The organism is Pseudoalteromonas sp. PB2-1, from assembly GCF_045040605.1.
GTDB lineage: Bacteria > Pseudomonadota > Gammaproteobacteria > Enterobacterales > Alteromonadaceae > Pseudoalteromonas > Pseudoalteromonas arabiensis.
In genome coordinates this window covers 710,502-726,663 of record NZ_CP090667.1, presented here as the reverse complement: position 1 = coordinate 726,663, position 16,162 = coordinate 710,502, and the positions used below count along the sequence as shown (strand labels likewise).

The following is a 16,162-nucleotide window of genomic DNA, read 5'->3' as shown; positions in this document are numbered from 1 at the left end:
TGAAGGTAAAACTATGCAAGCCATGCAATTTTTAGTTGAGATTATTTTTGATCTCTTTTTAATGGTGGTCCTTTTACGCTTTTGGTTACAAGCGGCAAAAGCTGACTTTTATAATCCTATGAGCCAGTTTGTGGTAAAAGCCACTTCATTTGCTGTTAACCCATTACGTAAAATCATCCCTGGGTTTGGTGGCTTTGACATGGCTTCTTTACTACTTGCTTATTTAGTGGCGGTAGCAAAAATAAGTGTCATTATGTTGATGTTTTATGGCGGCTGGTCAGCAGCACCTGTCTTTGTTTCGGCATTTATGACGGTGATAAAAGAAGGCTTAAACCTGTTGTTTTGGGTTTTAATTATCCGTGCGTTACTAAGCTGGGTAAGTCAGGGCTATAACCCTATTGAAGCTGTTTTCCATCAACTAACCGAACCTATGCTGCGTCCGATTCGTAAAGTTATTCCACCATTAGGGGGCTTAGACTTATCGATTCTGGTACTCATCATCGGTTTGCAGTTTTTACAAATCCTGTTAATGGATTTTATAGGCTAACGCCATTTGTGAATTAAGAGGCCGCTAGGCCTCTTTTGTTAAGTGAGATATTCCATGAAGCAAATTATTCTTATTACCTTCCTCTGCCTAAGTTTATTTTTAAACTTTGCTAAGGCGGATGAACAAACAGGCGCTCAATTTAAAAAGCTTGGCCCTTGGGAGGTTCACTATATTGCCTTTCCATCCACCTTTATTCAGCCTAATATCGCCAAAAATTACGATTTAGACCGTAGCCCGAGCAAAGGGGTTATCAATATTTCGGTATTAAAAAACAGCGACAAAACAGCACAAACAGCGACCTTAACAGGCACCGCTCGCAACTTACTTGGCAATAGTAAACAGCTCGAGTTTAAAGAAGTTATTGAAGGCGATGCGATTTATTACTTAGCGCAAATCGACTACAGCAACGAAGAGATTTACCGTTTTAACATCGAAATCAATAAAAACGGCCAAATACAAACACTGAAGTTTCAGCAAAAATTTTACGTAGACTAACTCTCATATGAACAACACCTTAGTTTTAGCCACGGGTAACCCTGGCAAAGTAAAAGAGCTGGCAAGCATGCTCAGCCCGCTTAATATTAACGTGGTTCCACAAAGCGATTTTCAAGTACCAGAGGTGCCAGAAACAGGCACCACATTTGTTGAAAACGCCATCATTAAAGCGCGTCATGCGGCGAAGATCACGGGTATGCCAGCCATTGCCGATGACTCAGGACTTGAAGTAGACGGCCTAAATGGTGCACCTGGCGTTTACTCAGCACGCTTTGCTAAAGAAGGTGCTAGCGATCAAGATAATATCGACAAACTATTAAAAGAACTTGCTGATAACCCTATACGTAGCGCACGCTTTTGGTGTGTATTGGTACTAATGCGCCATGCAGATGACCCAACGCCACTTATTTGTAGTGCAAGCTGGGATGGCGAAATCACCCAGAGCCAAGACGGTCAAGGTGGTTTTGGCTATGATCCGGTGTTTTATGTGCCTTCTGAGCAGTGCACCAGCGCACAACTAACTAAAGAGCAAAAGAATGCACTGAGTCACCGAGGTCAAGCTCTTAAACAACTCCTTGCGCAATTGCAGCAAAAAGGCGGCCTGTGAACTTACCGCCTTTAAGTCTATATGTGCACGTACCTTGGTGCGTGCAAAAGTGCCCTTACTGTGATTTTAATAGTCATGGCCAAAAAGGCACGATCCCCGAAAAAGAATATGTTCAGCACCTAATTGATGATCTCAAAGCCGATCTACATTTAGTGCAAGGGCGTAAAATCCACAGCATCTTTATTGGCGGCGGCACCCCGAGCTTATTAACGGGTGATGCTTATACTCGCCTACTTAGCGAAGTCGACAGATTAATTGGCCTAAGCGATGACTGTGAAATAACCCTAGAAGCAAACCCAGGCACTGTCGAAACAGGCCGTTTTAAAGAGTATGTTGGTGCTGGTATCAATCGTATTTCGATTGGCGTGCAAAGCATGCAAAACGATAAACTCAAAGCGCTTGGTCGCATTCATGGTGCCGATGAAGCAAACTATGCGGCTGAACAAGCTCACCAAGCTGGACTAAACAGTTTCAACCTAGATTTAATGCATGGGCTTCCAGGGCAATCTCTTGAGGATGCACTGAGCGACCTTAAAAAAATTATTGCATTAAATCCGCCACATATTTCTTGGTACCAATTAACCATAGAACCCAATACACAATTTGCCTCAAAACCACCGACTTTACCCCAAGACGATATATTGTGGGATATCCAAGAGCAAGGGCAAGCATTGCTAGCCGAAGCAGGTTATGAGCAATACGAAATTTCTGGCTATGCAAAACCTGGCTACCAATGTCAGCATAACTTAAATTATTGGCGATTTGGCGATTATCTCGGTATTGGCTGTGGCGCGCATGGTAAAGTCACCAACATAAAAACTGGGGTCATCACTCGCACTGAAAAAGTCAAGCATCCTCGCGGTTATATGGACTTAGCAAAGCCTTATTTATATAAGCAATGGCGCGTAGAGGAAGACGATTTAGCGTTTGAGTTTTTTATGAACCGCTTTCGCCTTGTCGAGTCATGCCCTAAAGAAGACTTATCGTCACTGACAGGTTTATCGCAGCAAAGTCAGCAGCGAGCCTTAAATACAGCCATCGCAAAAGGACTACTAATAGATAACTCAGAAACTTGGCAGGTGAGCCAAAAAGGCCATCGTTATTTAAATGACCTGCTAGAATTATTCGTTTAACAACAAAAATTAAATTTCTAACAACGACAAAGGAACTAAAATGCGTAAACTAACCTTCATCGCAGCTGCGGTAAGTGTTGCATTACTTGGTGGTTGCCAACAAATGCAAGAGCAACCGACATCAGCGCCAAGTGTACAAAGCCAGCCTGTACAAAGTGAAATAGATAAAGCCAATGCGTTTTTCGAAGACACTTTTAATCGCGATATAATGAACAGCCCTGTATCTCAAACCTATATGGGTATTAAAAAAGATTACGGCAAATGGGATGATGGTAGCGAAGAGCGTGCTTTAGCTGATTTTGAACAAAAAAAAGCAGACCTAGTCGCACTGAATGCAATTAACCGCGACTTACTTGATGACGCCACAAAAGTTAGTTACGACTTAAAGAAACAAGATCTTGAAAATGACATCGCTGATTTCAAATGGCGTTATTACAACTACCCTGTGAACCAAATGTTTGGGGTTCACTCAATGATCCCTGCTTTTCTAATCAACCAACATCAAATTACTGATGTCTCTGATGCAAAAGCATATATCTCGCGTTTAAACGGTGTCACAACGGTTATTGATCAACTAATCAAAGACCTTGAAGTACGTGCAGATAAGGGCATTATTGCACCTAAGTTTGTGTTCCCACATGTTGTTGATTCAAGTAAAAACATTTTACATGGCGCACCATTTGATTCTGGTGATGACTCAACACTTCTTGCTGACTTTAAACGTAAAGTGGCAGCACTGGATATTGCCGACAGTGAGAGATCAGCGCTTATCAGCGATGCTGAAAAAGCCCTAAAAGCAGCTGTGAAGCCCTCTTACACTAAGTTAATCAACTTCTTAGCTCAGCTAGAAAAACGTGCCGATGAGCGTGATGGAGCATGGAAGTTTCCTGATGGCGAAACCTTCTATAACAACGCATTAGCACGTACTACAACCACTGAGCTAACAGCAAAAGAAATCCACTCGATTGGCTTAGCTGAGGTTGCACGTATTCATGATGAGATGCGCGCTATCAAAGATAAAGTAGGCTTTGAAGGCGACCTTCAAGCATTCATGCAATTCATGAAAACAGATAAGCAGTTCTACTACCCGAATACAGCAGAAGGTAAACAACGTTACCTTGACGAAGCAACAGCCCTTATCGATAACATGAAGACACGCTTAGATGAGTTATTCATTGTTAAACCTAAAGCAGGTCTGAAAGTGAAAGCTGTTGAAGCGTTCCGCGAAAAAGCAGCGGGTAAAGCCTTCTATCAACAACCTGCACCAGACGGCTCACGCCCAGGTATTTACTACGCAAACCTGTACGATATGGAAGCGATGCCAACATACCAAATGGAAGCACTTGCTTATCATGAAGGTATTCCAGGCCACCACATGCAGATTGCCATCGCACAAGAGCTTGACGGTGTACCTAAATTCCGCAAGTTTGGTGGCTACACGGCCTACATTGAAGGCTGGGGTTTGTACTCTGAGCTAGTACCAAAAGAAATGGGCTTATATGAAGACCCATATTCTGATTTTGGCCGCCTTTCTATGGAGTTATGGCGAGCTTGTCGCTTAGTTGTAGATACGGGTATCCATGCAATGAAGTGGACTCGTCAAGAAGGCATCGATTATTACGTTAATAATACGCCAAATGCGACCTCTGATGCCGTTAAAATGGTTGAGCGTCACATCGTAATGCCTTCTCAAGCAACCGCTTACAAAGTGGGTATGCTAAAGATTTTAGAGTTGCGTGAAGCAGCAAAAGAAAAGCTTGGTGAAAAGTTCGATATTCGTGAGTTCCATGATGTTGTACTTAAAAATGGTGCTGTACCACTTAACGTTTTAGAGCAATTTGTTGATCAGTGGGTTGCTAAAAAACAAGCCGCTTAAAAACATAATTGATTAAAAGGCCGCTTTGCGGCCTTTTTTATTACTGATAAACACGCTATAAATAGCTATACCTACCCCAAAGAATAATAATTGAGAGACTTCATGCTAAGCGCTATTGAACAACTTAACAGCCGACTCCAACATCATCAGTTAAAAGAGTTACTCACTGATTACCAAGGTTTGTCGAGCGTATTGCAAGCAGCGCAGTTACAACATCTATATCAATTAGCAAATAGCAGCGAAGTAAAATACCTATTTTTACAAAATGTCGCTGCACATTTGCTCGAAGCAAGCCCACTTCCGAGCGAAGCTGTCGGCTTTATTGATGATATCGACAAACTCAGTTTTTTCACCCCAGGGCTCAAATTTCAAAATGCTTTTAATATTACAGATCAACAGGGTAACAACCTATTACATCACCTGTTTAGCCATTGCCAAGCAAATAAACTGCCCTTTAATTACTTACGCTCTTTGATGTTATTTGAAAGCAATGAAAGCTTAGCTGTCGCACTAAAAGCGCAAAACCAACAAGGATTAACCCCGATAGGATGTTACATTGCTTGTAATAACAACACACAGATGCCAGCAAAACATGAGTTCTCTGCTTTACTGGCAATGATGGAAGTAGATCAAAACCACAACCAAACCACCGTCACAGCCCTAGTTAATAAGCTTAAGCAATTTTACAATAGGGATATACCAAATATTACCGACAGCAAAGTGTTGCTTTGTGCTACGTATTTACAAGTGTCAACGACCCAGTTACTCCATACATTAAATTAATAGCTCAATGTACAAGGATGTCGTCAAAGGATTTCTCTCGCTCAGTAGTTTTACTGCTCTGAATCATGCTAGTCGTATTGTTCTCACCTTGTGCCTTGCGAGGTTATTAAGCGATGATGAATTTGGCACTTTCGCCGCGTTACTCGCGCTTTGTGAAATACTCTTATTGCCAGCAAGCATGGGGTTTGCATCGTCATTAATGCGAATAAGCTATCCACTTTATAAAGCCCAACAACATGATTTACTACGTGGCTTAAAACATGTTTACTTGGCTGCATCTTGTTTATTCGGTGTAATTTTTGTAGCTGCAGTAGTCATTAGCTTTCAGGCTATATCCCCCCACCAAAGTGCCAAAGAACATGTCGTTTATTTACTGTTACTGGTGCCAATTGGCGCCATTATGCAAAGTCAATCGGCTTTTTTAGTCGCTTTAAACAAACCTAAAATTGGCCTGATAACGCAGCAATGTATTTTTGAATTGTTAACGGCTGGGTTTTGCTTTTTTGTGTACTTGATACGTGGTGATTTATCTTTAGTCGAGATTTGTATCTTGTTGTTCTGTAGCATCTTGTGTGTAGCGAGTTATCAATACTGGTTAATCAAAAAAATGATTGTCGCAAGCGCTGCTCGCTACCAAACCAAGCAATGGTGTAAAGACTCTTTAATCATGCTCGCAAGTGGTGCAGGAACCGTGTTAGTGGCAAAACTTGACGTGTTGCTGGTGCATCACTGGTTTGGTGCACAAGGTGTAAGCATTTTCTTTCCCGCGGTTGTTATTGCTGGATTACTGACTATTTTAGGTAATGCAGCGAGCCAATATTTAAAACCTATTTTAATGGCTGATGAGAATACCGAGCAGCAACTTGGCGAGCTAATGAAAGTGGTGTGGCGTTTTAACTTTGCCGCTATCTTGCTACTTGCCTTGCTTGCAAAGCCCCTTCTGCATTTATATGGTGAAAGCCAATTACAAGAAGGGTTTTGGATTTTAATACTGTTATTGCTAGGGCAGCTATTATTACCTGCAAGAATCTTAGCCAGTAGTATGATTAAGTTAAAAGGTAACCCGCTTATCAACTTATACGTATTACTTGGCGCAACCAGTGTCACGGTATTGATGGCAGTACTTTTAAAAGATCAGTTTGGCTTAATGGGTGTGGCGGTGGCATTTAGTGGTGGCTTTGTGCTTGGCGCACTTAGCCGCACGGTTATTGTCTGTACTCGCATGCGGCTACCTTTCTCTGTAGTACTTGGCTTAGTCAGATAAGTAATATTCAACGCTAGTAACGACTCGCACCTTTTTAAGCTGTGGTGTATTAGAATCTCTATCTGAAATCGAAAACTGACCTTGGCGAGCCGTTTTGATTTTACCAAGTTTAGACTGTGAGTCTTTAGCAAATTTCATCGCCACTTCGCGGGCTTTTTCTGTCGCTTGCTGAACCATGGCAGGCTTTATCTCATTAAGGCCATTAAATAAATATTGAATGCGTGTTTCGTAATTGTCTTGCACTATAGCAATTCCTTGCTTTGCCAACTGATTAACCTGACTCAGTGCGTGCTGAACTTTTTCAATATCATTAGAATAGACGATAACATTGGAACGAGCGATATAACGAAATTGCTGATTTTCTCCACCATATTCGCGTGCTTGCTTGTCAATTATTGACTGGCTTCCCGTGCTAATTTCTTCATCGCTAAAGCCATTTAACTTCAAAAACGCAACGACCGCATCGTTTTTATTTTCAACACGCCCGACTAACTTTTCAAGGTTATTATCGGCATCAGAAAACTGTAACGGCCAAATAACGGTGTCTGCGGCAACTTCCATTTCAGCCAAGCCTTTAACTTGTACAGTACGCTCCATGGCTTTTACATCAAGCGCAGCACTTTTTAAAATAAAGCCCAGCCCCAATAAACCAATCGTTAATGCAATCGCGGCAATTATGACATTAAACGGCTGCGCTTTATTCATGCTTATCTCCTTGATGTAGGTCACTGTTTTTGACTCGAAAAGTCGTAGTAAACAGGTTATCTTATATAAAAGGGTTATCTTATGTATATAAACTTAACAGACCCTGAAATGTTTACAACTAAGCGCAAGCGAAGGAAATAGCATGAGCGTTAAACGTATTAGCCAATTTTTTAATCCATCTTCAGTCGCTGTCATTGGCGCGTCGAACTCACCTAATCGTGCTGGTTTTGTGGTTATGCGTAATTTGCTACAGGGCGGATTCAAAGGCCCAATTATGCCGGTGAGTTTAAATCACAGTGCAGTACATGGTGTGCTCGCTTACCCGAGTATCGCCAGCTTACCCAAAGTGCCAGACCTTGCCGTTATTTGTACCAATAAAAACACGTTAAAAGACATAATCAAAGAATTAGGAGAGCTTGGCTGTAAACATGCTGTTATCATTGCAGCAGGTCTTAACCCTGATCAAAAGCAGCATTTAAAAGACGCTGCACAGGCAGCAAATGTGTCGTTGCTTGGGCCTAACTGTTTAGGGTTGTTAATTCCTCACATTGGCTTAAATGCGAGCTTTTCGCACACGGTTGCAAGCTCTGGCAAACTTGCCTTTGTTTCTCAATCAGCCGCAGTTTGCTCTACAATTCTTGATTGGGCTAAAAATAAAGAAATTGGCTTCTCGTATTTTGTCTCTGTAGGTGACTGCATTGATATTAATTTTGATGAACTACTCGACTTTTTAGGTCGAGATGCCAAAACCAAAGCTATTCTTTTATACATTGATAACATTGAAGATATCCGCAGCTTTATTTCCGCAGCACGGGCAGCCGCATTCAGCAAACCTGTCATTGCGATTAAAACCGGAAAAACCAGTGCAGGGGCACTTGCTGCAGAGATTCACACAGGGGGTAAACAAAGCTCAGATGCAGTGTACGATGCACTTTTTCAACGCGCAGGTATGCTAAGGGTAAATGACCTTAGAGAGCTATTTGCTGCAACACAAACTCTAGCAATGCACCCTAAACTTCTAAAAGTTGAGCAGCTCACCATTTTAACCAATGGGGGTGGCCCTGGGGTCATGGCTGTGGACACATTATTGCAAAGCTCTGGTAAACTCGCGGAGCTAAGTGATGAAACACGCTCAGCACTAAATAGAGTGATCCCGCAATCAGAGATGACCTCAAACCCAGTGGATATTTTTGGTGACTCTGCTCCGAGGCGTTATCAACAAGCACTCGAAATCTTACTGCAAGCAAAAGAGGTTAAAAACTTACTCATTATTCATACTCCGTCCGCGCTTGCTCCGAGTGAAGATTACGCAGAGATCATTGTCGAAACCTTACAAAAAATCCCAAAAATGGCTCGCCCTTATGTCATGACTAACTTTATGGGTGAAGACGCCGCATATGCAGCACGCAAAGTCTGTGCTAACAATGCGATTCCAACTTACCGTACCCCTGAAGGGGCGGTTGGTGCGTTTATGCACCTAGTCAGTTATCGCCGAAATCAAAAGCACTTAACGCAAACCCCTGAATCAAATACCGATGATGCCAAAATAAATAAAGAAGCTGCGCGCGCTGTGGTAAATGAGTTTTTAGCGGAAGAACAAAGCTATTTATCAACCCATGAAGCAAGTCAAATTCTAACTCACTATGGCATTGACTGTATTCAAACCGAAGTGGCTTACACGCCAACGGAAGCAAAAGAGCACGCTATCGAACTTGGCTTTCCAGTGGCATTAAAGTTAATTAGCCCGAGCATTCCATCAAAGTCAGAAGTTGGCGGTGTGGTACTTAACCTAAATGATGCACAAGAGGTCGAACAAACTGCCTTTGCGATGCTACTGCGTATCAAAAACACCTACCCTGATGCTCATATTGAAGGGTTTTCGCTACAAAAAATGGCACCGCGTGCTGGCGCCAATGAACTGCGCATTGCAATTAAAACAGAACCCAACTTTGGTCCCGTTATATTGCTGGGTGAAGCAGGCACTGGGCTTGAGTTTGGGCAAGCTGCTGTAGCGCTCCCTCCTTTGAATATGAATCTGGCAAAATACTTAATTGCTGCGGCACACGATAAAGGCGTGCTAAAAGATAGAGTACTCCCTGAAAAAGTCGATAAGTACCGTTTATGCGCCCTACTAACACGAATTTCTCAATTAGTAATCGACCAGCCTGATATAACCAGTGTTGAGCTCAACCCTATTTTAGCTAGTAACGGTCAGTTTTTAGTGCTTGATGCCACCATAGGACTCAGTCGTTATAAGGCCAAGGCAAACCGTAAACGTCTATGTATTCGTCCTTACCCTATTGAATTGGTAAAAGATGTAACGCTTAAAAACAATACCCAAGCTCAATTGCGGCCAATAAAGCCAGAAGATGAACAAGCACATTTAGAGTTTGATCAATCTTTAACTAAAGAGGATAGATACAAGCGCTTTTTTGGTGAGCTGCCACAATTTAATCACGATCAACTCGCAAAAATGACGCAAATTGATTATGACCGAGAAATGGCGTTTATTGTAAGCCAAGAACAAAATGGTTCAGCGTGCACTCTTGGCGTTTCTCGGGTATTAATGGACCCTGACAAGCAAGAGGCAGAATTCGCGATTGTGGTACGCTCAGACTGCCAAGGTTTGGGGCTCGGCACCATATTAATGAATGCTGCCATTGAGCACTGCAAAAACCAAGGAGTTAAACAAATTGCTGGTATAACATTACCGGAAAATACAGGCATGATAGAGCTTGCCCGTAAACTTGGTTTTAAAATCACTCGCGACTTTGAAGAAGGCAGCATTAATATGGTGCTACAGTTAAACTAAAAAACGGATCATTATTTTGCATCGTTTAAGAAATTATACTGCCCGTGTTTTTGAAGGGAATGGTAAATATCGCAGAGTAGGTCGAGCACTCGATGTATTCTTGATGTCACTTATCATGATCAATGTTGTTGCTATTGTATTAGAGTCGGTTGGCCCTTTGGCAAAGCAATATCATCAGGAGTTTTTAACGTTAGAGTTGGTATCGGTCGCCATTTTCACCTTAGAATACATATTAAGGCTTTGGTCTTGCGTGGATAAAAGCGTGCATAAAGAAAGCCCCTTAACGAACTCTAAAATTCGCATAAAGTACTTCTTTACCCCATTAGCCTTAATTGATCTGATTGCTATTTTGCCCACTCTGTTAATGGTATTTGTGAGTGTTGATTTACGCTTCTTACGTGTTCTGAGGTTGATGCGTATTTTTAAACTCACCCGTTACTCACGTGCCATGCAGCTGCTTCTTAATTCATTTCGTGAAGAAAGCAGCTCCTTACTCGCAGCATTCTTTATCATGGCAGTGGTATTAATCATTGCCTCATGCGGTATTTACTTAATAGAGCATGATGTACAACCGGATAAATTTGGCTCCATACCTGCAGCAATGTGGTGGGCAATGGTTACACTGACAACGGTTGGTTATGGCGACGTTGTGCCAATAACTCCACTCGGGCGGCTCTTTGGTGGTGCAATCACCTTAGTGAGTATGGGCATGGTCGCAATTCCGACAGGTTTACTGGCGTCAAGCTTCTCTGAGCAATTACGTAAACGTAGGCAACTATTTACTGATGCAGTCCACGAAGCGATTGAGGACGGTCACCTAACCCCCGTTGAGCAAGAGCACTTAGAGAACTTGCGCTATAAACTTGGGCTAAGCCAGCAAGAAGCGAATAAAGCGATCCATAATGAATTAAAAAACCGTAACCGTAGCCTTTATTGCCGCCACTGTGGCAAACGCCAAGACTAGCAATTTAAGTATCGCGCATTAGGGTTTTTATTCGTTAAACTCATCTTGCCAATGGGCGTTTAATAACGGGCTAACCGAGTCGCCAGGTACTGGCTTACTAAATAAATAGCCTTGAAAATATTCGCACCCTAATTGGCGTAAAAAGCGAAGTTGTGTTTTATTTTCGACGCCCTCGGCGACACATTCCTTCCCTAAGCTGCGAGCAAGGGTCAGTGTCGAATTAATAATCGCTTCATCATCTTTATCAATGCCAATATCATGTACAAAGCTCTTATCTATTTTCAACACATCGACAGGAAAGCGTTTTAAATAGGTTAGTGACGCGTAGCCAGTTCCAAAATCATCGATATAAATTCGACAACCTAACGCTTTGAGTTCTTCCATACTCTGCTGTGCTTTATTTGAATCATGCATCATCACGGACTCTGTGATCTCAAAAACCACAGCGCTTGGCGGAACTTCTGATACATCCAGTGCCTGATGAATATTCTCAACAAGATGAGCACTTTCAAAATCAAGCGCCGATAGGTTAATTGAAACATATAACTCAGGGTGTGTTATACGCCACTGACGAAGCTCAATCAGTGCTCGAGATAAAGTCTGCAGCATAATTTTTGTGATTAAGCCCGAGCTTTCAGCGGCGTTTGCGAAATCTTCTGGTTGGTAATTATCATTACTTGGCCAACGTAGTAATACTTCAAGACCTGCAACTTGCTTCGTTTCTGCACTAATAATTGGCTGATAATAATTACAAAACTCATGTTCTTGATATGCTTTGCTTAATTGAGATTCTAAATGCAAAGTACGTTGAACTTGCAAGTTCATCTCCTGCTTATAAAACTGATAGCCTCCTTCAACATGCCCTTTGGCATGGTAAAGCGCTACATTTGCAGCTTTGAGCAATGCTTTGGTGTTGTTGGCATCATCAGGGTAAATTGCAACGCCAACACTTAAATTAACTTTAACTGCTTGCAAGCTAAGCTCAATGTGGCTTTCAACACTCTCCATCACACTTGCGCACAATGCGAGTAACTCATCTATACGCTTAAAGTCCTCTGCAAGAATCATAAACTCATTGCCGTCAAACCGAGCAAGACTATCTTGTGGACGTAGTACCTGCTTTAAACGTCTCGCAACCCGCTTTATAAGCTCGTCAGATTCTTCATGCCCTAACGAATCATTAAAATTTTTAAAACGCTTTATATCTACATTCAATAAAGCCACTTTTGTATGATGATAATCTGCTTGCTCAATGGCGTGATTAACACGATCACTAAATAAGGTTTTGTTAGGCAAGCCAGTTAAAGTGTCATAATTAGCCAGCAGATGAAGTTCATTCTCAGCCAACTTTTGTGCGCTAATATCGGTAACAATAATCACATAGCAATCTAATTGACGATTACTACCCGCGACTGCACTTATCTTAATCAGCACTTGACGCTTTTCACCACTGGCAACCTCAACAACATCCTCTGCAGAGAAATGTTCACCTGATTGCAGTTTTTGCATAATTCGTAAGTAATGAATACGAGCAGGTATAGATAAGCCTAATGTTAAAGAGCGGCTTGAACGGGGATCCGCGGGGAAAGCAAAGGCATCTTGAAATGATTTATTAGTCGCTCGAATACGTAAATTTTTATCTAAAATAAAAACCCAATCGCGCGTTTGTTCAAAGGCAGCACCAAACAAGCGCGCGTTTTCCTCAAATACCAGCTCACGGGTCATATTCGTATAAGTCCCTGCTACTTTCTCAGGAACATTCCCATGCCATTCAACGACCTTACCGAAATCTTTATACCAACGCCATTGACCATCCGCATGACGAAGTCGATAAGTACAATTAAAGTAACCTTTTTCAGTTGATAAAAACTCTAACCATTCAAGGCGGAATGTTTGTTTATCGTGAGGGTGTATCTTTGCTAAGTAATCATCCAAGTTAACACCATCAACGTCATAGCCGAGCTCATTCTTTAGCCTTGGTTGATAAATAATGAGGCTTTTTGATGACCAATCCCACATCCCTGAGTGGCTTCCTTCTAATGCAAGCTTAAGACGGGCTTCACTTTCTTTACTTTCTTTGTGAGCAGCAAGGAGTATTTGTTGCGTACGATTGCGTCTGTAAACCCACGTTGCGGCCAATAGTGCAATCAGCAATATATATAAGAAAATAAAATGAGGAGCTCGCCAAAGGGGGTATTTAACTTCAATATTCAAAATCGCAGGCGGCGTCAGCTCACCTGTTAAAGGGTCTCTTGCCCAAACTTTTAAATGATATTTACCAGCACTTAATTTAGGAAAAAGAACACGATTATTGTTTCGAGTATAAGTTTTTTGACCATCACCTAATTGATACTCGTAAAGAATTCGCTCTTGATAGTTAAATGCCATAGCCGAAAAGGCCACTTCAAGACCGATATCGTCGTGTTCAAGAACAACGCTATCAATGGGCTGTTTGAGCTCTGCCGGTAAATCACGTGACATTAAATCAAGGTTCGTAATATTGACATGGTCGATTAAAGGTTGTTGATAGTGATTATCCATAGGGTAAAAATAAGTAAACCCTTTAAGCGTACCATAGACTATTTGTCCTGATGCTAGTTGTGTGAATGCACCACTGTTAAACTCTGTTGAAAGTAGCCCTTCAGACCCTGTAAATTGCTGGAAATGTAAGTTTTCGGGGTTCAAACGCCACAACCCCTTGTGGGAACTCATCCAAATCATACCGGCTTCATCTAGCACCATGTCATAAAGCAAGGTGCCGAGCTTATTCTTTTCTAAATCAATAGTGTATATATGTTCATAGGTCGTTGCATCAAGACCTATTAAGCCGAAATTAGATAAAGATAACCACAGTACATTGTTATTATCAATAATGTAGGACATAACATTAACAGCGACGTTTTCATGTTGTTCAGGAACAGTATAAATAGTTTTTAAATCATAGGTCTGTGGGTCAACTTGATACAAAATTCCCGCATTATAAAAAAGGGGGGCGTCCGGTTTACTCGATAAAGCAGGCAAAAAACCATAAGCTAAAAAAGGTTCAAACTCATCAAACTTGCCGCCTAAACGGGTCACTTTTTGGCTATCGATATTATAGGCGAACATGCCATAATCCGGGTGTACATAGAGTAAATTACCCGTTGGCATCAGTAACACACCATGCACCCAATCGTTAATTAAAACTTGCTGTTCAGGATCAGCTGTTTTAACTGGACTAGCCTGCCCTGTTGTCGGGTCAAAACTAAAAATACCACGATTAGTATGCAACCACAGTTTGCCTTTATAAGGCATAATTTGATAAACACTAAACTCTGTTGTGATCAGATCAACTTGATAGTTTTTTAGAAATACTTCACTTTCATAGGTATCTAAATCGACAGCAGTTAAGCCATTATGAGTGGCAAGCCAAAGACGACCTTGATACTCAGTCAGCCCCCAAATAGAGTGGTGTGACAATCCATCGCCTTTAATTGAGCTGGCAACAACATTAATGAAGTTATAGTTATCGTAGGATAAGTAAAATGCGCCATCATTTTTAGTCGCCAGCCACATACCGCCAGATCTGTCTTTAACGACATCAATAATACTAGTATCTGCAAGTGTATAGCCGCTCTCTTTCAAGCGGGTATTTTTTATCAGCTCTCTCGTTGCTAGGGTATAATCAAATAACCCCTTATCTGTTCCTAAAGTTACCTTTGATGCTTGTTTAATAATCTTCCAGATATTTAAATCACGCACTAACTCTTCATTACTAAAGGCAATTTCTGGTGTGGTAAACATCTTATCAAGCTGGCTGATATCGACCTTATACAAGCCTTTCACAGCACCCACTAATAAGGTTTGGTCATTGACGACAGCGAAAGACTTTACATAGTTTTGATATATATGAGCTGGCTTATCTTGCAAATGCTCAAGTTTTCTCACTTTTCCCGAAGCGATTTGGTACACATATGCTCCGTTACTTGTGCCCATGAAAATATAGCCTTTATAAGGGTATAGCTCGCGAATGACACTGCTTTTTATTCGCTCTGGAATTTTAAATAATGAGGTTACTTGCTTGGTTTCTAAATCAAGCTTAGCAAAATCTTGACCACGCCCTAGCCAAAGCGTTTTATCATCTACCGCAACCATGCTGAATACCGATTCAATGAATATTTGCTCTTCGGTAGTCGGTTTGGGGATAAATTGTTCATACGAATCTTCGCTAGGGTCATAACGAAATAACCCTGCTTGTATTGAGGCTATCCAGATATACCCTTGTGGGTCTTGATAAATACGATCGATAATTGCGTCTTCAAGCTCACCATTGGGACCTTTAATATTAACAACTTCATAACCATCATAACGATTAAGTCCACCTTCCGTTGAAAGCCATAAGTAACCGCTGTTATCGATGAGCATGGTGTTGACATAACTTTGCGATAAGCCTTCACTTGTTGATAAGCGTTTGACCTGTGCAAAGCTGATTTGACTAGAAAAGCAGGTTATTAGAATAGCACAGAAGATAATTCTGGTTGAAAACTTAGTCATTAACGTTCCAAATTACATACTTGGCACGGCGTCACATGTAAAGTGCATTGGGACAATATCTCGATGTGCATACACCTCAAACAACGATTGCAAAGAACAGGGTAATGTTAATGTATAGTTAAACCCATTTTGTAGATAGAAATCAATTAGATTTTGATAAGCGAAAGTAAAAACGCTGCTTTTTTGCTCTGCGAGTAAAGTTTCAAGTAACTGAGAGGCTATTTTTTTACCACGCCACTGGGCATCAACATATAAAGTTGATAAAAATAAATAGCCATGTTGATTTTGTACACGACAGGCACCAACAATATCTATCTCATGGTAAGCAACCCACACTTGATCAGCTTTCGTCGCTCTTCCACGCGCACTGTGTTTATTATAAAACTTATTAACTAGCGGTGTTTTTATAGGATCAAGCAAGCAAAATTTTAGCTTGGGCATTA

12 protein-coding genes are annotated in these 16,162 nt (G+C 41.4%); 9 read left to right on the top strand and 3 right to left on the bottom strand.

Going from position 1 to position 16,162, the window contains the following annotated elements; translation table 11 throughout:
* Positions 1 to 13: 13 nt before the first annotated feature.
* From L0Z67_RS03435 to L0Z67_RS03405, 7 genes are all read left to right on the top strand, one after another.
* Positions 14 to 547, top strand: a complete 534-nt coding sequence (locus tag L0Z67_RS03435) for a YggT family protein (protein WP_062570114.1) — start codon at positions 14 to 16, stop codon at positions 545 to 547.
* Positions 548 to 601: 54 nt separating this feature from the next.
* Positions 602 to 1,042, top strand: coding sequence for a DUF4426 domain-containing protein (locus L0Z67_RS03430; protein WP_062570113.1), 441 nt, complete (start codon positions 602 to 604; stop codon positions 1,040 to 1,042).
* Positions 1,043 to 1,049: 7 nt separating this feature from the next.
* Complete coding sequence (locus L0Z67_RS03425; RefSeq protein WP_062570112.1) at positions 1,050 to 1,649, top strand: XTP/dITP diphosphatase; 600 nt, start codon at positions 1,050 to 1,052, stop codon at positions 1,647 to 1,649.
* Positions 1,646 to 2,782: a radical SAM family heme chaperone HemW gene (gene hemW / locus L0Z67_RS03420; protein WP_062570111.1), complete on the top strand. Its 1,137-nt coding sequence runs from the start codon at positions 1,646 to 1,648 to the stop codon at positions 2,780 to 2,782. Before L0Z67_RS03425 ends, hemW begins: the two co-directional genes overlap by 4 nt.
* Before the next feature lie 40 nt (positions 2,783 to 2,822).
* The gene (locus L0Z67_RS03415) at positions 2,823 to 4,658 is read left to right on the top strand and encodes a DUF885 family protein (RefSeq protein WP_062570110.1); all 1,836 of its coding nucleotides are present in this window, start codon (positions 2,823 to 2,825) and stop codon (positions 4,656 to 4,658) included.
* 102 nt (positions 4,659 to 4,760) lie between these two features.
* Positions 4,761 to 5,441 (top strand): hypothetical protein, encoded by a 681-nt coding sequence (locus L0Z67_RS03410; protein WP_062570109.1) that lies wholly within the window; start codon positions 4,761 to 4,763, stop codon positions 5,439 to 5,441.
* Between the two features lie 7 nt (positions 5,442 to 5,448).
* The gene (locus L0Z67_RS03405) at positions 5,449 to 6,705 is read left to right on the top strand and encodes a lipopolysaccharide biosynthesis protein (protein ID WP_405128449.1); all 1,257 of its coding nucleotides are present in this window, start codon (positions 5,449 to 5,451) and stop codon (positions 6,703 to 6,705) included.
* Here the strand turns inward: L0Z67_RS03405 and L0Z67_RS03400 are convergent.
* Positions 6,694 to 7,410 carry an SIMPL domain-containing protein gene (locus tag L0Z67_RS03400; RefSeq protein WP_193988347.1) on the bottom strand — a complete coding sequence of 239 codons (717 nt, stop codon included), beginning with the start codon at positions 7,408 to 7,410 and terminating at the stop codon, positions 6,694 to 6,696. The two genes, L0Z67_RS03405 and L0Z67_RS03400, sit on opposite strands and share 12 nt — an antisense overlap.
* A gap of 142 nt (positions 7,411 to 7,552) precedes the next feature.
* On the opposite strand from L0Z67_RS03400, the gene L0Z67_RS03395 reads away from it, so the two are divergent.
* On the top strand, positions 7,553 to 10,222 hold the full coding sequence (locus L0Z67_RS03395) for a bifunctional acetate--CoA ligase family protein/GNAT family N-acetyltransferase (RefSeq protein ID WP_237114831.1): 2,670 nt from the start codon (positions 7,553 to 7,555) through the stop codon (positions 10,220 to 10,222).
* A gap of 10 nt (positions 10,223 to 10,232) precedes the next feature.
* Positions 10,233 to 11,186, top strand: a complete 954-nt coding sequence (locus L0Z67_RS03390; RefSeq protein WP_157066224.1) for an ion transporter — start codon at positions 10,233 to 10,235, stop codon at positions 11,184 to 11,186.
* A gap of 27 nt (positions 11,187 to 11,213) precedes the next feature.
* Here L0Z67_RS03390 and L0Z67_RS03385 read toward each other — a convergent pair whose 3' ends face one another.
* Positions 11,214 to 15,719 (bottom strand): EAL domain-containing protein, encoded by a 4,506-nt coding sequence (locus tag L0Z67_RS03385; protein WP_405128448.1) that lies wholly within the window; start codon positions 15,717 to 15,719, stop codon positions 11,214 to 11,216.
* A gap of 12 nt (positions 15,720 to 15,731) precedes the next feature.
* Complete coding sequence (locus L0Z67_RS03380; RefSeq protein ID WP_193988344.1) at positions 15,732 to 16,160, bottom strand: GNAT family N-acetyltransferase; 429 nt, start codon at positions 16,158 to 16,160, stop codon at positions 15,732 to 15,734.
* Between the last annotated feature and the right edge of the window lie 2 nt (positions 16,161 to 16,162).

Excerpts from the sequence above, each read along its gene's own strand:
- L0Z67_RS03405 (WP_405128449.1), top strand. The coding sequence starts at position 5,449 with ATGTACAAGGATGTCGTCAAAGGATTTCTCTCGCTCAGTAGTTTTACT.
- L0Z67_RS03425 (WP_062570112.1), top strand. The coding sequence starts at position 1,050 with ATGAACAACACCTTAGTTTTAGCCACGGGTAACCCTGGCAAAGTAAAA.
- L0Z67_RS03395 (WP_237114831.1), top strand. The coding sequence starts at position 7,553 with ATGAGCGTTAAACGTATTAGCCAATTTTTTAATCCATCTTCAGTCGCT.
- L0Z67_RS03400 (WP_193988347.1), bottom strand. The coding sequence starts at position 7,410 with ATGAATAAAGCGCAGCCGTTTAATGTCATAATTGCCGCGATTGCATTA.
- L0Z67_RS03415 (WP_062570110.1), top strand. The coding sequence starts at position 2,823 with ATGCGTAAACTAACCTTCATCGCAGCTGCGGTAAGTGTTGCATTACTT.
- L0Z67_RS03430 (WP_062570113.1), top strand. The coding sequence starts at position 602 with ATGAAGCAAATTATTCTTATTACCTTCCTCTGCCTAAGTTTATTTTTA.
- L0Z67_RS03410 (WP_062570109.1), top strand. The coding sequence starts at position 4,761 with ATGCTAAGCGCTATTGAACAACTTAACAGCCGACTCCAACATCATCAG.
- L0Z67_RS03380 (WP_193988344.1), bottom strand. The coding sequence starts at position 16,160 with ATGCCCAAGCTAAAATTTTGCTTGCTTGATCCTATAAAAACACCGCTA.
- L0Z67_RS03385 (WP_405128448.1), bottom strand. The coding sequence starts at position 15,719 with ATGACTAAGTTTTCAACCAGAATTATCTTCTGTGCTATTCTAATAACC.
- L0Z67_RS03435 (WP_062570114.1), top strand. The coding sequence starts at position 14 with ATGCAAGCCATGCAATTTTTAGTTGAGATTATTTTTGATCTCTTTTTA.